The organism is Alteromonas stellipolaris (assembly GCF_001562115.1).
In the GTDB taxonomy this organism is placed as follows: domain Bacteria; phylum Pseudomonadota; class Gammaproteobacteria; order Enterobacterales; family Alteromonadaceae; genus Alteromonas; species Alteromonas stellipolaris.
Genome location: NZ_CP013926.1, coordinates 3,086,548 through 3,101,767, shown reverse-complemented (window position 1 = coordinate 3,101,767; position 15,220 = coordinate 3,086,548). Strand labels below are relative to the sequence as shown.

Sequence of the window (15,220 nt, the reverse complement as noted above, 5' to 3'; positions counted from 1 at the left end):
TTTTCTACATACTCTGGTTCTTATAGAAGCTCATCGGCTAACGCCAGTAACTTCTCTCGCATCCACTTATTCACTAAATCCTCATCAGCTTGCTGATGCCAATACATGTGAATGGGCATAAGTGGTACGTCAAAGGGCAGTGTGGTAACGGCAACTGGCAGGCTGCTAGTAATCTGCTGTGCATAACGACTTGGTACGGTAAGTAATAAATCTGATTTACTGACTACACTTGCGGCAGCGAAGTAATGTTCGCACTGCAGGGCAAATTGTCGCGTGGCGTTTTGTTTCGCAAGCGCTAAGTCTACCGTATCTAATCGAGAGTCTTTCAAGGTAACCAGAACGTGTGATGCTGATACATAATTCGCTAGCGTTTTGTCTTTTAAAATGGAGTGTTCTCGCGCACAGATAAGTACGAAATGCTCGTCGCATACCAGTGTTGAACGAATATCAGGGCCTGTAGGCACCAATGCATCGATAACAATATCCAGTTCTTTATTAGCAAGAGCGTTTTCAAGTTCAGGGCGGGTAACCCGTCTACTAGTTACGGTAATATTTGCTGCATTTTGCAAAAGCTCGGGAATAAGCGTGGGTAGAAAGGTTGACTCAAGAATGTCTCTTAACCCTAACTTAATTTCTCTTTTATAGCGGCTGATATCAAAATCAATGGGATCTGACAGCGTAGACTCTAAATGCGAGAGGGCTTCTTTCACCTGTTGAATGATAGATTGGCACAAAGGGGTTGGTACCATCCGCCGGCTATGGCGCACGAATAGTTCATCATCAAACTTTTCTCGTAAACGTGACATTGCATGACTCACGGCCGGTTGCGTTAGATGCAATGCTTTGGCGGCCGCAGTAATACTCTCTTCTTCATACACGGCTTTAAGTACAAAAAACAAATTAAGATCTATTTTTCCATGCATCATATTTATGAAATTCCATAAAGAAGTATCATTTTCATTTATTTTTATCGAGGTTACACTGGATTTAATGTTAATTGAAGTGTGACTTTGTAGCTAAACTGTTACGTGTGGGGCGGGGAAATCGCTGCCAAAATGAAGTTTCAGCCATTACACAGAAAGTTTAGTGGCAGTTTGTAAACTGGCTTATTTACTATTATTACAATAAAAAGGGTGTATATGCAGGCCTCGATTTTTACCGAAATACTTCTTCCACTGGCTTTGGCTTTCGTGATGTTTGGTATGGGGCTTACGTTAACGGTAGCCGATTTCACCCGTCTACTTAAAGCGCCTAAAGCCATCGTAGTGGGGCTGGTGGGGCAAACCGTATTGCTGCCTTTATTGGCGTTTGGCTTGTGCATGGCATTTTCTCTTCATCCAGCAATGGCCATAGGTATTATGATTTTATCAGCGTGTCCAGGTGGCACGATGAGCAACTTAATAAGTCATATTGGGCGAGCGAACCTTGCGTTATCTGTAAGTTTAACAGCACTATCTACCTTTATTTGCGTATTCTCAACGCCTTTTATAATCCACTATTCCATGGACTATTTCGCTGGTGAGAACGCACCTTCATTTTCCATTGTTACTACCGTCGTCGGCTTGGTATGTGTGTCTATCGTGCCTGTCATCATTGGTATGGCGATACGGCACTTCAAACCTGCATTCTCTATTAAGGTAGAGGGCTTTTTTAGAACGTTTTCATTATGGTTCATGATTGCCATGATCATTGGCATATTAATTAGTGAGCGGGCGAACTTGATGGCGTCACTAGAAGAGGCCTTGCTAGTATGCTTAGCCCTGAATATTTCAGCTGTGATACTGGGGCTTATTTTGGCTTTTGCCTTTAAATTGTCGAACATTGACGGTATTACACTGGCTATTGAAGTGGGTGTGCAAAACGCAGCGCTGGCCATGTTAATTTGTATTACCTTCTTAAATTCTCCTGAATTTGCCGTAGCGGCTGGAGTTTATGGGTTAACCATGTATGCAGGCCCTGGGCTTTTAGCTGTATGGTCGAAGCGCCTGAAAAATGCCACTAAAAGCGCTGATGGTGATGAAGGTAAGGACAAACCACTTGCTACTCAAAAAGCCTAAGCTGAGCGCTAACAATAAGAGCAAAACATACGAGTACAAAAACATGGGTACAAAGACAAGTCATATAAAAACAAACGATAAAGAAAAACGCATCCTTATTACCGGTGGCGCCACGGGACTAGGGCAAGCCATAGCACTTGCATTAATTAACGAGCACAGTAAACGCGGCGAAAAACTGAAAATATGTATCGCTGATATCCATGAGGAGCGAGGGCTAGAAACGCTTGCCTTACTAACAGAAAAAGGTACAGAGGCTTTCTATCAGCCATGTGACATTACCCAAGACGATGAAGTCGCTAATTTGGTTAGCGCTATAGAAGCACAATGGGGCGGTGTTGATCTTGTGTTCAACAACGCTGGCGTAGCGTCTGGCGGTAGTTTAAGTGATGAAAGTATTGACCAGTGGAAATGGATTTTCGATATTAACCTGCTAGGTATGGTGCGTGTCAGCAAGGCTATATTGCCTTTGTTTAAAGCGCAGGGCGGGGGCTATTTTGTAAATATAGCGTCGCAAGCGGGGCTAACGCCTATTCCTTACATGAACAGTTACAACGCAGTGAAGGCGGCTGTGGTATCACTGTCTGAAACCATGAAGCTAGAGCTTGCTCCCGATAATATCGATGTGAGCGTGGTGTGCCCTAGTTTTTTCAAAACCAACCTTGATGAGTCGATGCGAAGCGACAACCCCGCTATGCATAAAATGATGGCGCGGTTCTTTAAAAAAGCAGATATGACTAAAGAAGAGGTGGCGCAAAGTATCTGTGATCAGGTTACCCAAAAGCGGTTTTTAATCCTTACCCACAAATTAGGTAAACGGGCATTTTTGATGAAAAAACTATTACCCACCCAGACCTATATTAATAACATGCTAAAACAAACTAAAGCGATGAAACGTGCAATGGAAAGACGGTAACCCATGACGAATACAGTATTAGATAAAGCAGTATCAGTAAGAGAAGGCGAAGAACTAGACGTTAATGTTGTCGATGGGTGGCTGAAAAATCATATTCAAAACCTTATCGGCACACCTAGGGTGACACAATATTCAGGCGGTGCGTCTAACTGGACCTACTGTCTTGAATACGACAATACGTCGTTAATATTACGCCGTGCACCCGCGGGCACTAAAGCGAAAGGTGCCCATGATATGGGGCGTGAATATCGTCTTCAAGCCGCGCTGAAGCCGGTTTATAGTTATGTGCCTGACATGCTAGCGTATTGCGATGATGAAGCCGTGATTGGTACAGAATTCTATATCATGGAAAAGCTGACTGGCGTTATTCCCCGTAAGAATCTTCCTCGCGATTTAAAGACCTCTTCAGAACAGACGCGTCAGTTGTGCAAAAATGTACTTGATAGCTTAATAGAGCTGCACAAAGTTGACTATAAAGCGGCAGGTTTAGACACTATTGGCAAAGGTAGCGGTTATATAGAACGCCAAATTACCGGCTGGAGTGAGCGCTACACCAAAGCAAAAACTTGGAATGTCCCTTCGGGCAAAGGTGTTATGCGCTGGCTTAAAGCTAATATGCCAAGTGAAGAGCGTATTTGCATTACTCACAACGATTTTAGATTCGACAATGTGGTGTTAGATCCTAACGACTACACCAAAATTTTAGGTGTGCTTGATTGGGAGTTGGCCACTCTTGGCGATCCCTTGATGGACTTGGGCAATACGTTGGCCTATTGGGTTAATGCAGATGATGATTTTCTCGCTCAATCTACACGTAGGCAGCCCACTCATCTAAAAGGCATGATGACACGAGATGAAGTGGTGGCTTATTACTGCAAGCAAATGGATATTGACGTTGATGATTTCACTTTCTATGAAGTGTATGGCTTGTTTCGTTTAGCGGGTATTGCACAGCAAATCTACTACCGCTATCACCATGGGCAAACCAATAACCCAGCGTTTAAAAACTTTTGGATATTCATTCATTATTTAATGTGGCGTTGTAAAAAGGCCATTCGTAAATCAGGAAAAAGAAAATGACAACAAGACAAAATATTCTGATAACGGGGGCTAGCTCAGGCCTTGGTAAAGGAATGGCGGCGGAGTTCGCAAAGCAAGGAAGCAACTTAGCATTGTGCGCAAGGCGTTTAGACCGCCTAGAGGCGCTTAGAAGTGAACTACTAGCAGTAAACCCTAACATCAAGGTGCTAATTAAGTCGCTTGACGTGAACGACCACAACGCGGTTTTTGAAGTGTTTGACGCATTTAAACAAGAGATGGGGCAACTCGATAGAGTTATCATCAACGCGGGAATGGGTAAAGGTGCCTCTATTGGCACGGGTTTTTTTAATGCGAATAAGCAAACCGCAGAGACTAATTTTGTGGCAGCACTTGCACAAGCCGAAGCGGCCATGACCATTTTTAGAGCGCAAAATGCAGGTCACCTAGTGACGATTTCATCAATTAGTGCGGTAAGAGGCTTTAGGCGAGCCATGACAGTGTATGCGGCCACTAAAGCAGGGCTTACGTCGATGACAGAGGGTATTCGTTTGGATGTGATGAATACACCAATTAAGGTGAGCTGTGTTCATCCAGGGTTTATTCGTACCGAAATTAATGAAACCGTAGAGAAAGTACCGTTTATTGTCGATACTGAGACCGGCTGTAAAGCGTTGGTAAAAGCGATTAATAAGGAAAAAGCAGTGTCTTATGTGCCAAGTTGGCCGTGGGCGTTATTACATTGGATACTACGTGTTGCGCCTTCTAGCACCATTCGCAAAATGAGTTAGGGCTAAGGTTCTGATAAAAGGTTCTGATAAAAGCCTCAAATAAAAGGCACAAAAAAAGCGCCAATAGGCGCTTTTTTACTAACTGTAAAATTTAAGCTAAAGCTTTAATTTGTGCAGCTAGGCGGCTCTTGTGACGAGCAGCTTTATTCTTGTGAATCAAACCTTTAGTAGCCATTCTGTCAAGAATCGGAGTTGCAGCAGCAAATGCAGTTTGTGCACCTTCTTTATCACCACTAGCGATAGCAGCTACTACTTTCTTCAAGCTTGTACGAGTCATGGAGCGACGGCTAGCGTTATGCTGGCGACGCTTTTCGGCTTGGATTGCACGTTTCTTAGCAGACTTGATGTTAGCCAAGGTGTAACTCCCAAATAAATTCATGTCAAAAACGAGGGTGCGGATTTTGCCTATCATCCAGCCAAAAGTCAAACGATTTAACCCAATAAGTAGAAAGTTAATTTCTACATTAAATAAGATGTTTATCGAATGCTTTGGTTTTTCGTCCTGTTCTTAGTAAAAAGCTAATAAGCGCTACATAAAAAGTGCAGAACGAAATGGCTATGTACTCATGTACAGATGGAACAGCACGAAACCATACCCACAACGGGCGCGGATTATAGCAAAAAAAATTCATGAGATGCACTTATATTTTGAATAATACGTTTCGCCCTTTGCGGGGTTTCGTTATGATTGAGCGCTTAACTGAATGAAATGCATTTATTGGAATAGTCTTAGTGTCACGGAAGTTATTAAAATCAGGCCTTATTGTCAGTGTAATGACATTGATATCCCGCGTATTAGGGCTAGTGCGAGATGTGGTAGTCGCAAAGCTAATGGGGGATGGCGCCGCCGCCGACGTGTTTTTCTTTGCAAATAAAATTCCTAACTTCCTGCGCCGCTTATTTGCCGAAGGTGCATTCGCGCAAGCATTTATTCCGGTATTAACCGAAGTACACCAAAATCACGAGAAAGCAGAGCTTAAAGCGTTTGTCGCTAAAATATCCGGCACACTCGGAGCCATAGTATTTATCGTTTCTCTTATTGGTGTAATAGCATCCCCTGTTTTAGCCGCGTTATTTGGCACAGGCTGGTTCATTGCGTGGATGCAGGGCGATGAAGCGGGCGATAAATTCTTACTCGCCTCTACTATGTTAAAAATCACCTTTCCGTATCTTGCCTTTGTATCATTAACTGGGCTGGCTGGGGCTATATTAAATACACTAAATAAATTTGCAGTGGCAGCGTTTACACCCGTGCTACTCAACGTATGTATTATTGCCTGTGCAGTATTTTTAGCCCCCGATATGGACCAACCCGCCTTTGCATTAGCGTGGGGGGTCTTTATAGGTGGCATAGTACAACTTGCCTTTCAATTGCCGTTTCTGTATCGGGCGGGTTTATTAGTTAAGCCTAAATGGGGTTGGCGAGATGAAAACGTTGTTAAGGTACGCACCCTTATGATCCCTGCTTTATTCGGGGTATCGGTGGGGCAAATTAACTTATTGTTCGATACTTTCATTGCCAGCTTCCTTATGACGGGCTCTATTAGCTGGCTGTACTACTCCGACCGCTTGCTTGAATTTCCGTTAGGGCTGTTTGGTATCGCCATCGCTACCGTAATATTGCCTGCGCTGTCACGTAATCATGTGAGTAAAGATCCGAAAGCCTTTTCAGCAAACATAGATTGGGCGTTTCGCATGGTGTGCTTACTGGGTATTCCAGCTGCAGTAGGACTGGCGACAATGGCCAGGCCAATTTTAACGGTGATATTTCAGCGGGGCGCCTTTACGGCTGAAACCGCTACTATGGCGTCTTATTCATTAACAGCTTATGCCTTCGGCTTGCTTAGTTTCATGTTAGTAAAGGTACTCGCGCCAGGGTTTTACTCGAGACAAGACACCAAAACCCCCGTTAGATTTGGTATTTGGTGCATGGCGGCAAACATGGTGTTTAATCTGTTAGCTATTCCCTTTGGCTATATTGGCCTAGCCATTGCCACTAGCATGTCGGCCACGCTGAACGCCGCACTGCTGTATATTACCCTGCACAAGCAAGGTGTTTTTGTGCTTAGCCGTACGTCCGTGATGTTCATACTTCGCGTGCTTATTGCCAGTACGGTAATGGGGGCGGTGATTTTTTATCGTGATAAGGGCGTGGAATTTTTCGACCTTGAATGGATAGTACAAGTAATGGATGTTGCTATAACTATCGCATTATCTGCAGCTGCCTTCTTTTCATGCATGATTTTATTAGGTGCAAGGCGTCGTCATTTCAAAAGTGGGGGCGGGTAATATTGGTATTCCGTGCTGGGTCGTTTATAATCGCGAGCTTTGAATTTTCAGTAGTAACTAAAGGCAGTGGCTAATTGTGGAATTTATCCGCGGGCTTAACAACGTAAAACCGCAGCACAGTGGGTGTGTACTTACCATCGGGAAATTTGATGGTGTGCACTTGGGCCATCAGGCAGTACTGGGTAATGTGCTTCAAAAAGCCAAAGCACTTGGGTTGCCGGCTACAGTGATGGTGTTCGAACCTCAACCTGAGGAAGTATTTACGCCTGACACTGCGCCAGCTCGAATTAGTCCATTGCGTGAAAAGTACGAATTGCTGAAACAGCAGGGCGTCAATCGTTTATTGGCAGTGCGTTTCAACAGAGCCTTTGCTAGTCAAAGTGCCGATACCTTCGTGCATGATTTGCTGGTGGATAAGTTAGGCGTTAAATTTCTTGTGGTAGGCGATGACTTTCGCTTTGGACAAGGTCGTCAGGGCGACTTTGCCATGCTGCAAGCCGCTGGGCAAAAGTACGGCTTTGAAGTGGTTAGCACACAAAGCTTTATGATGCATGCACATCGCATTAGCTCTACTGCAGTACGCGAAGCCCTCGCTGACTCTGATTTTGCGCTTGCCGAAGAAATGTTAGGTAGGCCGTTTGCTGTATATGGCCGCGTGGTTCATGGTGAAAAGAAAGGGCGGACCATAGGGTTTCCTACCGCGAATGTCATGCTGAAACGTTGCAGGGCGCCTATTCACGGTGTATTTGCAGTACACGTTGCCGTAGATGGAAAGAAATTCAATGGTGTGGCAAACATAGGCACTCGTCCCACGTTAAATGGTGTGCGAAACCAATTAGAAGTGCATATCTTCGATATGTCAGCCGACCTGTATGGGAAACCAATGACCGTGTTTCCTGTTGCAAAAATACGAGATGAACAGAAATTTGACTCGTTTGAGATACTAAAAGCACAAATTCAGGCCGATGCCGCTAAGGCGCGCCTGTTATTAGAATAGTGAAACGTGATAAAGTCACCACGCTTATCATAGCGTCGACCAATGCAAGCCTATACAACGCCTAACGAGGCGTTGGGTATTATTAAAGGTAACCGGATAATACAATTATATGAGTGATTATAAAGCCACATTAAACCTACCTGAAACCGCCTTTCCAATGCGCGGTAACCTTGCTCAGCGTGAGCCTAAAATGCTTAAAGACTGGCAAGAAAAAGGGGTATACACAAAGATTAGAGAAGCGAAGAAAGGTAAGAAGCCTTTCATTCTTCATGATGGCCCTCCGTACGCAAACGGCGATATTCATATTGGTCACGCAGTAAATAAAATTCTGAAAGACATTATTGTTAAGTCTAAAACCTTGTCAGATTTCGACTCGCCTTATGTGCCGGGTTGGGACTGTCACGGTTTGCCTATCGAATTAATGGTAGAAAAGAAAGTTGGTAAGCCTGGCAAAAAAGTGACGGCTGCTGAGTTTCGCCAAAAGTGCCGTGAATACGCACAACGTCAAATTGACGGCCAAATGGCTGACTTCAAACGCCTTGGCGTGTTTGGTACGTGGGATAATCCTTATAAAACCATGGATTTTCGCTCAGAAGCAGACATTATTCGCGCACTGGGTAAAGTGGTTAAATCAGGCCATTTAGAAAAAGGCTTCAAGCCTGTTCACTGGTGTACTGACTGTGGTTCTGCGTTGGCAGAAGCAGAAGTAGAATACCAAGACAAAATTTCACCTGCTATCGATGTGAAATTCCCTGTTGCTGATGTAGACGCTATCGCGGCTGCGTTTGGTGTAAGTAGTGAAGATTTAACTGCGCATAAAACCGGTGTTGTTATCTGGACAACCACACCGTGGACATTGCCTGCAAACCGCGCCATCAGCTTGCACCCAGAATTAACCTACGCGATTGTTGAAATTACGTCGACCAGCGAATGGTTAGTAGTAGCACAAGACTTACTTGAAAGCTGCATGACGCGCTACGGTATTGAAGAATATCGTGAAGTGGCGACCTGTGTAGGTTCAAGCCTAGAGCGATTATTGGTTAATCATCCGTTCTTAGATTTAAAAGTACCGCTTATTTTAGGCGAGCACGTTACCACTGAATCAGGCACTGGTTGTGTTCATACCGCGCCTGCTCACGGTGTTGACGATTTCAATGTAGGTAAACAATACGACATTGAAGTGTACAACCCAGTTGGTAATAACGGTGTGTATTTAGAAAACACCCCTTTGTTTGCTGGCCAGTTCGTATTTAAAGCCAACGATACCATTGTTGAAACGGTAAAAGAGCACGGTAACCTAGTGCTTAACGTGAAATACGAGCACAGCTACCCCCATTGCTGGCGCCATAAAACGCCTATTATTTTTCGTGCTACGCCGCAGTGGTTCATCAGCATGGACAAAAAGGGCCTACGTGCTGAGTCAATCGAACAAATTAAGCAAACCAAGTGGATCCCAGAGTGGGGCGAAAACCGCATCCAGAAAATGGTAGAAGGTCGCCCAGATTGGTGTATTTCTCGCCAACGTACATGGGGTGTGCCAATTCCATTATACGTGCACAAGCTTACCGGTGAACTTCATCCTGAGTCGGTTGCACTTATGGAAAAAGTGGCCGCTGAAGTTGAAACCAAAGGCATTCAAGCTTGGTGGGATATCGACGATGCTGCACTACTAGGTAGCGAAGCCGATAACTACGATAAAGTGACCGATACCCTAGACGTATGGTTCGACTCAGGTGTAACGCATTACTTTGTGGTTGATCAACGTGAAGACATTCCAGCTAGCGCCGATTTGTACCTTGAAGGGTCAGACCAACACCGTGGTTGGTTTATGTCATCACTTATGACATCTACTGCTATGCATGGCCATGCGCCTTACAAAGAAGTATTAACCCACGGCTTTACCGTTGATGCCCACGGCAGAAAGATGTCGAAGTCGGTTGGTAACGTTGTTGCGCCGCAAGAAGTAACGAACAAACTAGGCGCAGACATTCTTCGTCTATGGGTTGCTTCTACCGATTACCGCGGTGAAATTGCGGTATCTGATGAAATTCTAAAACGTGCTGCTGATGCATATCGCCGCCTACGTAATACTTCACGTTTCTTATTGGCAAACCTTAATGGCTTTGTGCCAGAAGATGCTTTGCCAGAAGAAGAGATGGTGGCACTGGATCGCTGGATTGTAGCCCGTGCTAAAGCACTACAGGAAGAACTTGTTGAAGCGTTTGAAAAGTATGACTTGCTAGTAGTAACGCAAAAGCTAATGCACTTCTGCTCAATCGAGTTGGGTTCTTTCTACCTAGACGTGATTAAAGACAGACAGTACACGGCGAAATCAGACGGCAATGCACGTCGTTCTTGCCAAACTGCGCTTTACCATATTATGGAAGCGTTAGTTCGCTGGATGGCACCAATCACAAGCTTTACAGCGCAAGAGATTTGGGAAGCTTTACCGGGCGAGCGTAGTGAATTTGTGTTTACCGAAACCTGGTACGAAGGCTTTAACAGCTTCACCCAAAGCGACGTATTTAACGATGAACTTTGGCATCAGGTATTAAGCGTGAAAGACGCAGCTAACCAAGCCATGGAGCAAGCTCGTAAAGATGGTCAGCTAGGCGGCTCGTTAGAAGCGAAGATTGACCTGTATGCTACAGAGTCTTTGTTTAACACCTTGGCCTCACTTGAAGATGAATTGCGCTTTGTATTGATTACATCAGCAGTGAACCTGACAAAAGTAGACAGCGCACCAGACAATGCTGCTGCTACCGATGTTGAAGGCCTATGGTTAAGCGTAAACAAAGCAAGCGGCGACAAATGTGTTCGTTGTTGGCACCATCGCGAAGATGTTGGTACCCACGAAGGGCATGAAGAGCTATGTGGCCGTTGTGTAACTAACATTGATGGCGAAGGGGAAACGCGTCAGTATGCTTAATACTTCGGCGGATACCAAGCCTAAGCTATTCAGTGAAACCGGTTTACGGTTTCTTTGGATAACCCTAATTGCTTTCGTGCTCGACCAAGTTAGTAAGTACGCAGTGTTAGGCGGTATGTCACTTTATCAATCAATAGAGGTATTACCGTTTTTCAATTTAACGTACGTACATAATTATGGCGCAGCGTTTAGCTTTCTTGATAGTGCCGGTGGCTGGCAGCGATGGTTTTTTACTGCCATCGCGACTGTTGTCAGTGTGGTTATTTTATGGTGGTTGAAACAATCGCCTAAAAACCAAACCCTGTTGCCTGTCGCCTTTTCTTTTATATTAGGTGGCGCGCTAGGTAATGTGTACGATCGTTTAGTGCATGGGTACGTTATCGATTTTCTCGATTTTCACGTAAACAACATGCACTGGCCTGCCTTCAATATTGCCGATAGCGCTATATTTATTGGTGCAGCCCTTTTAATTATTGATATGTTCAAGAACGGTGAGAAGCATAAAAGCGCCGATTCAGCCAATACGTCAAAGCAGTAACCGGAGCCACAATGACCGACAACCTTATTATTGGTTCTGACAGCGAAGTTATACTTCACTTTGATTTAAAACTTGAAGATGGCTCAGCCGCTGACAGCACCCGTGTAAACAATAAGCCTGCGAAAATGGTAATGGGTGACGGTAGTCTTACCCCCAACTTTGAAGCTTGCTTATTAGGGCTTCAAAAAGGTGAAAAGAAATCATTTACGCTAGCTGCGAACGATGCCTTTGGTGAGCCTAACCCAAATAATATCCATTACATGGATAGAAGCCGATTTGGTGCTGATTTAGAAATTCAAGAAGGTGCTATTCTTGCATTTTCTCAGCCAGATGGCTCAGAAATACCCGGTATTATCAGAAGTGTAGCGGGCGACTCTATCACGGTTGATTTTAACCACCCATTAGCTGGGCAAACGGTTATTTTCGATGTTGAAATAGTTGATGTGAAAGCCGCACCTACTCCAGAAGGTGACCAGTAATTATGCAAATTCATCTCGCTAACCCTCGTGGCTTTTGTGCCGGTGTAGACAGAGCCATCACTATTGTAGAAAGAGCGCTCGAAATATTTGAGCCGCCTATCTATGTTCGCCATGAAGTCGTTCACAATAAATTTGTGGTAGATGGGCTACGTGAGCGTGGCGCTATTTTTGTAGATGAATTGCATGAAGTGCCCGATAACTGCATTGTTATCTTTTCTGCCCATGGGGTTTCTCAAGCAGTAAGAAAAGAAGCTGAAAATCGAGGCTTAAAGGTATTTGACGCTACTTGTCCGTTGGTGACTAAAGTGCATATGGAAGTGACCCGTGCGAGTAAAACAGGCACTGAGTGTATTTTGATTGGCCATGCAGGGCACCCTGAAGTAGAGGGTACGATGGGGCAGTACAGTAACAATGAGGGTGGGATTTACCTTGTTGAGTCTGAGGCTGATGTGGCGACCCTTGAAGTGAAGGACGCCAAAAACCTCTATTACTGTAGCCAAACGACGTTGTCAGTTGATGACACCGCAGATGTCATTGATGCATTACGTGAACGTTTCCCTGATATTCAAGGGCCTCGTAAAGACGATATTTGCTATGCCACACAAAATCGTCAAGACGCCGTGCGGGATTTGTCTCAAGACTGCCAAGTATTATTGGTAGTGGGTGCGCAAAATAGCTCAAATTCAAATCGCTTACGTGAGCTAGCCGAAAAGATTGGTGCAAAAGCGCACTTAATTGCCGATGCGAATTGCATTCAGGAAAGCTGGCTTGAAGGCGTTGAACACATAGGTGTGACTGCCGGAGCTTCAGCACCTGAGGTGCTAGTGCAAGGCGTGGTTGATAGGCTTAAAGCATGGGGTGCGGTATCTGCCTCTGAACGTGCAGGCCGAGAAGAAAATGTTGAATTCGCGGTTCCCAAAGAGCTTAGAGTTAAACAAGTAAGCTAACGCCGTTTAGGTATAAAAATTGGGTTGCATTTGAAAGCACTGCATTGATATGCGGTGCTTTTTTTTACGCTATCGTCTAATGGTAATACAATCTTATACGTTTTATGGTTGCTAATACCTTGGGCAAGAAATTTTTAGCATAGAATGCTAAACATAAGGTTGTGTCTAAATTTTAGCGTGAATGCCACCGTGCAATGCAGGGACTATGAATCAAACGATAAACACTAGTGGATTAGGTAACCAACAAGGCGTTGGCCTTATAGAGGTCCTTGTCACTATGTTCATTCTTGCTATTGGTTTACTCGGTGTGGCCGCACTTCAATTCACCGGTTCGTTTGCCAACAAAGATGCGATTAGCCGTACGCAAAGCGAATTTGTTGCAGCTCAGGTAGCTGAACGTTTGCGTGCTGCTGCGCGCGTGGCAACGGTAGGGGATGGCATTGTGGTCAACAACCAATATTTTAATGCAAGCAACTACAATTTTAACGGGCTTAGTTGTTCAGGTGCTACTCACCCATACAAATGTTTTTGTTTGAGTCGCCCTACTGGGGTGCCCAATTGCGAAACGGCCACCTGCAACGAGCAGGATATGGCGAAATACGATGGCTGGGCACTTTCATGCGCAGCAGTGCAAACTAACCCTCAAACTACATTATCGTTAACCTGTGCAGATAATAACGCCGCGGATGTTTACAGTTGCAGTGCGGGCTCACGATTGCAAGTTATTCTAGCGTGGCCAGTATCATCAGCAGGTAATCAATCTTATACCTTGAATACGCGTTGCAATCCAAATGAATCAGACAGTAATGCCTGCGTAATAAAGGATTTAACCTTGTGAAGCGTGCACAGGGTTTTTCTCTTGTAGAATTAATGATTTCATTGGCGTTAGGGTTGGTTATATCTGGCGCTATAATTCAGGTATTAGTGAGTAGCAGTGTAACGAATAAGCTTAATCAAGCGGTGTCACAGGTTCAGGAATCTGGACGTTATATAACTAGCCGGCTCAGTAGTGAATTTTACGAAATTGGTCGCTACGACACTATTGTTGCTTCTATCGATGATTCAGTTGATACGGTGGCGGAGGCTGGATTTATTGAAAATAGGCCGATTGGTTTGGCCGGAGACTTTGCCTCAAATGCCACGCTCGGGAGCACGCAAGCATCGAGTGGCGCAAGTGATGAGTTAGTGGTGAGTTTACTTGCACTTGCAGATTGTACGGGCAGTAAACATGGCTACGCTGCCGATGATGAGTTTCATGTGGTAAACCGATACTACGTTAGCGGCAATGAATTTAGATGTACAGGCTACGACGGTCGAGTATTACGGGGCCTTAAAACACAATCGGTTTCACCGAATACTGTGACCTTGCTAGACAATGTCAGTAACTTCCAGCTTCAATATGGCGTTAGTGATGTTGCTGAGAATTCCAACGGGCAAGCGATAACCTATGTGACGGCAGATAGGTTGGCAGCGCTACGAGCACAGAATCAACAGGTGGTTGCGTTGCGCTGGGCTATCTTACTTAAAAGCTATCAAAACCAAGTACAGCAAACCTCAGCCCCTACATTTGCCTTACTAAACGAGAATCAAGTCACGCTAGACTCGACCCATTATTATCAGGTCTTTACTAAAACCGTGTCACTTCGAAATATGAAAAACTTTGTTAGGAGCATTCAATGAAACAGCGTGGATTAGTAATGGTGTTTGCATTGTTAGTGCTGCTCTCCCTTACTATTTTAGGCGTAAGCGCGGTAACCAGCAGTTTGTCCCAATCTAAAATGGCAATGTCGATGCAACAGACTGGGCTAGCGTTCGACGCGGCAGAAGCGGCTATTGCGGGAGTGTTTTTTGAGTCAGAGGATGAATCGCTATTACAAGATGACACTAAAGTAGATCCTCTTTCTGCGGCACGCCAGCTTGATCCCTACGATCCAGAAACAGAAGCAATGAGCTGCTTCGATGAAAATGAATGGACTGATAGGTACATGACCGAAGGTGGTCTCTCATGGGGCAATGAACACACAACAAATGGTACTTATCAAACAATGGCAAGTACCAAGAGTTGGTCTCGTACTGCGTTTATAAGAGAGCAAGCGTGTCGTGGCTCAAGCAACGTGATTGGTGGTAGCAACGTAAATTGCCACGTGTTTATTATTAGAGGCTGCGGCAAAGTAGGTAGTAAATCTACGGTGGTTGCGAACTCTCTAGCGGCATCAGTGTTTGGCCCTGCATCACAATAAAA

At 44.7% G+C, this 15,220-nt stretch carries 15 protein-coding genes; 13 read left to right on the top strand and 2 right to left on the bottom strand.

All coding sequences use genetic code 11. The features are described 5' to 3' along the window. Positions 1–20: 20 nt before the first annotated feature. Positions 21–926 carry a LysR family transcriptional regulator gene (locus AVL57_RS13260; protein WP_197427680.1) on the bottom strand — a complete coding sequence of 302 codons (906 nt, stop codon included), beginning with the start codon at positions 924–926 and terminating at the stop codon, positions 21–23. Positions 927–1,139: 213 nt separating this feature from the next. Here AVL57_RS13260 and AVL57_RS13255 point away from each other — a divergent pair, with 213 nt between their 5' ends. The 4 genes from AVL57_RS13255 to AVL57_RS13240 are packed head-to-tail and all read left to right on the top strand — an operon-like array spanning position 1,140 to position 4,799. Next, the gene (locus AVL57_RS13255; protein WP_057790635.1) at positions 1,140–2,057 is read left to right on the top strand and encodes a bile acid:sodium symporter family protein; all 918 of its coding nucleotides are present in this window, start codon (positions 1,140–1,142) and stop codon (positions 2,055–2,057) included. A 43-nt stretch (positions 2,058–2,100) separates the two neighbouring features. Continuing rightward, positions 2,101–2,970: an SDR family oxidoreductase gene (locus tag AVL57_RS13250; protein WP_057796022.1), complete on the top strand. Its 870-nt coding sequence runs from the start codon at positions 2,101–2,103 to the stop codon at positions 2,968–2,970. 3 nt (positions 2,971–2,973) lie between these two features. After that, positions 2,974–4,050, top strand: coding sequence for a phosphotransferase family protein (locus AVL57_RS13245; protein WP_057790637.1), 1,077 nt, complete (start codon positions 2,974–2,976; stop codon positions 4,048–4,050). Then, positions 4,047–4,799 (top strand): SDR family oxidoreductase, encoded by a 753-nt coding sequence (locus AVL57_RS13240; RefSeq protein ID WP_057790639.1) that lies wholly within the window; start codon positions 4,047–4,049, stop codon positions 4,797–4,799. Before AVL57_RS13245 ends, AVL57_RS13240 begins: the two co-directional genes overlap by 4 nt. 91 nt (positions 4,800–4,890) lie before the next feature. Here AVL57_RS13240 and rpsT read toward each other — a convergent pair whose 3' ends face one another. Then, positions 4,891–5,154, bottom strand: a complete 264-nt coding sequence (gene rpsT / locus AVL57_RS13235; protein WP_013783316.1) for a 30S ribosomal protein S20 — start codon at positions 5,152–5,154, stop codon at positions 4,891–4,893. Positions 5,155–5,531: 377 nt separating this feature from the next. On the opposite strand from rpsT, the gene murJ reads away from it, so the two are divergent. From murJ to AVL57_RS13190, 9 genes are all read left to right on the top strand, one after another. After that, positions 5,532–7,088, top strand: coding sequence for a murein biosynthesis integral membrane protein MurJ (gene murJ, locus AVL57_RS13230; RefSeq protein WP_057790642.1), 1,557 nt, complete (start codon positions 5,532–5,534; stop codon positions 7,086–7,088). Positions 7,089–7,164: 76 nt separating this feature from the next. Beyond that, entirely contained in the window at positions 7,165–8,085 is a 921-nt protein-coding gene (gene ribF / locus AVL57_RS13225; protein WP_057790644.1) for a bifunctional riboflavin kinase/FAD synthetase, read from the top strand. 109 nt (positions 8,086–8,194) lie between these two features. Beyond that, positions 8,195–11,014: an isoleucine--tRNA ligase gene (gene ileS, locus AVL57_RS13220; RefSeq protein ID WP_057790646.1), complete on the top strand. Its 2,820-nt coding sequence runs from the start codon at positions 8,195–8,197 to the stop codon at positions 11,012–11,014. Beyond that, positions 11,007–11,552, top strand: a complete 546-nt coding sequence (gene lspA / locus AVL57_RS13215) for a signal peptidase II (RefSeq protein ID WP_057790649.1) — start codon at positions 11,007–11,009, stop codon at positions 11,550–11,552. Before ileS ends, lspA begins: the two co-directional genes overlap by 8 nt. An 11-nt stretch (positions 11,553–11,563) precedes the next feature. Further along, positions 11,564–12,031 carry an FKBP-type peptidyl-prolyl cis-trans isomerase gene (fkpB, locus tag AVL57_RS13210; protein ID WP_057790651.1) on the top strand — a complete coding sequence of 156 codons (468 nt, stop codon included), beginning with the start codon at positions 11,564–11,566 and terminating at the stop codon, positions 12,029–12,031. Between the two features lie 2 nt (positions 12,032–12,033). Continuing rightward, entirely contained in the window at positions 12,034–12,978 is a 945-nt protein-coding gene (ispH, locus tag AVL57_RS13205) for a 4-hydroxy-3-methylbut-2-enyl diphosphate reductase (protein ID WP_057790653.1), read from the top strand. Positions 12,979–13,183: 205 nt separating this feature from the next. After that, entirely contained in the window at positions 13,184–13,816 is a 633-nt protein-coding gene (locus tag AVL57_RS13200) for a prepilin-type N-terminal cleavage/methylation domain-containing protein (protein ID WP_057790655.1), read from the top strand. Further along, a complete protein-coding gene (locus tag AVL57_RS13195) occupies positions 13,813–14,658 on the top strand; it encodes a PilW family protein (protein ID WP_082604874.1) in 846 nt (281 codons plus the stop codon). The genes AVL57_RS13200 and AVL57_RS13195 overlap by 4 nt, the downstream gene beginning before the upstream one ends. Beyond that, the gene (locus tag AVL57_RS13190; protein WP_057790657.1) at positions 14,655–15,218 is read left to right on the top strand and encodes a PilX N-terminal domain-containing pilus assembly protein; all 564 of its coding nucleotides are present in this window, start codon (positions 14,655–14,657) and stop codon (positions 15,216–15,218) included. The genes AVL57_RS13195 and AVL57_RS13190 overlap by 4 nt, the downstream gene beginning before the upstream one ends. The last annotated feature ends 2 nt before the right edge of the window (positions 15,219–15,220 follow it).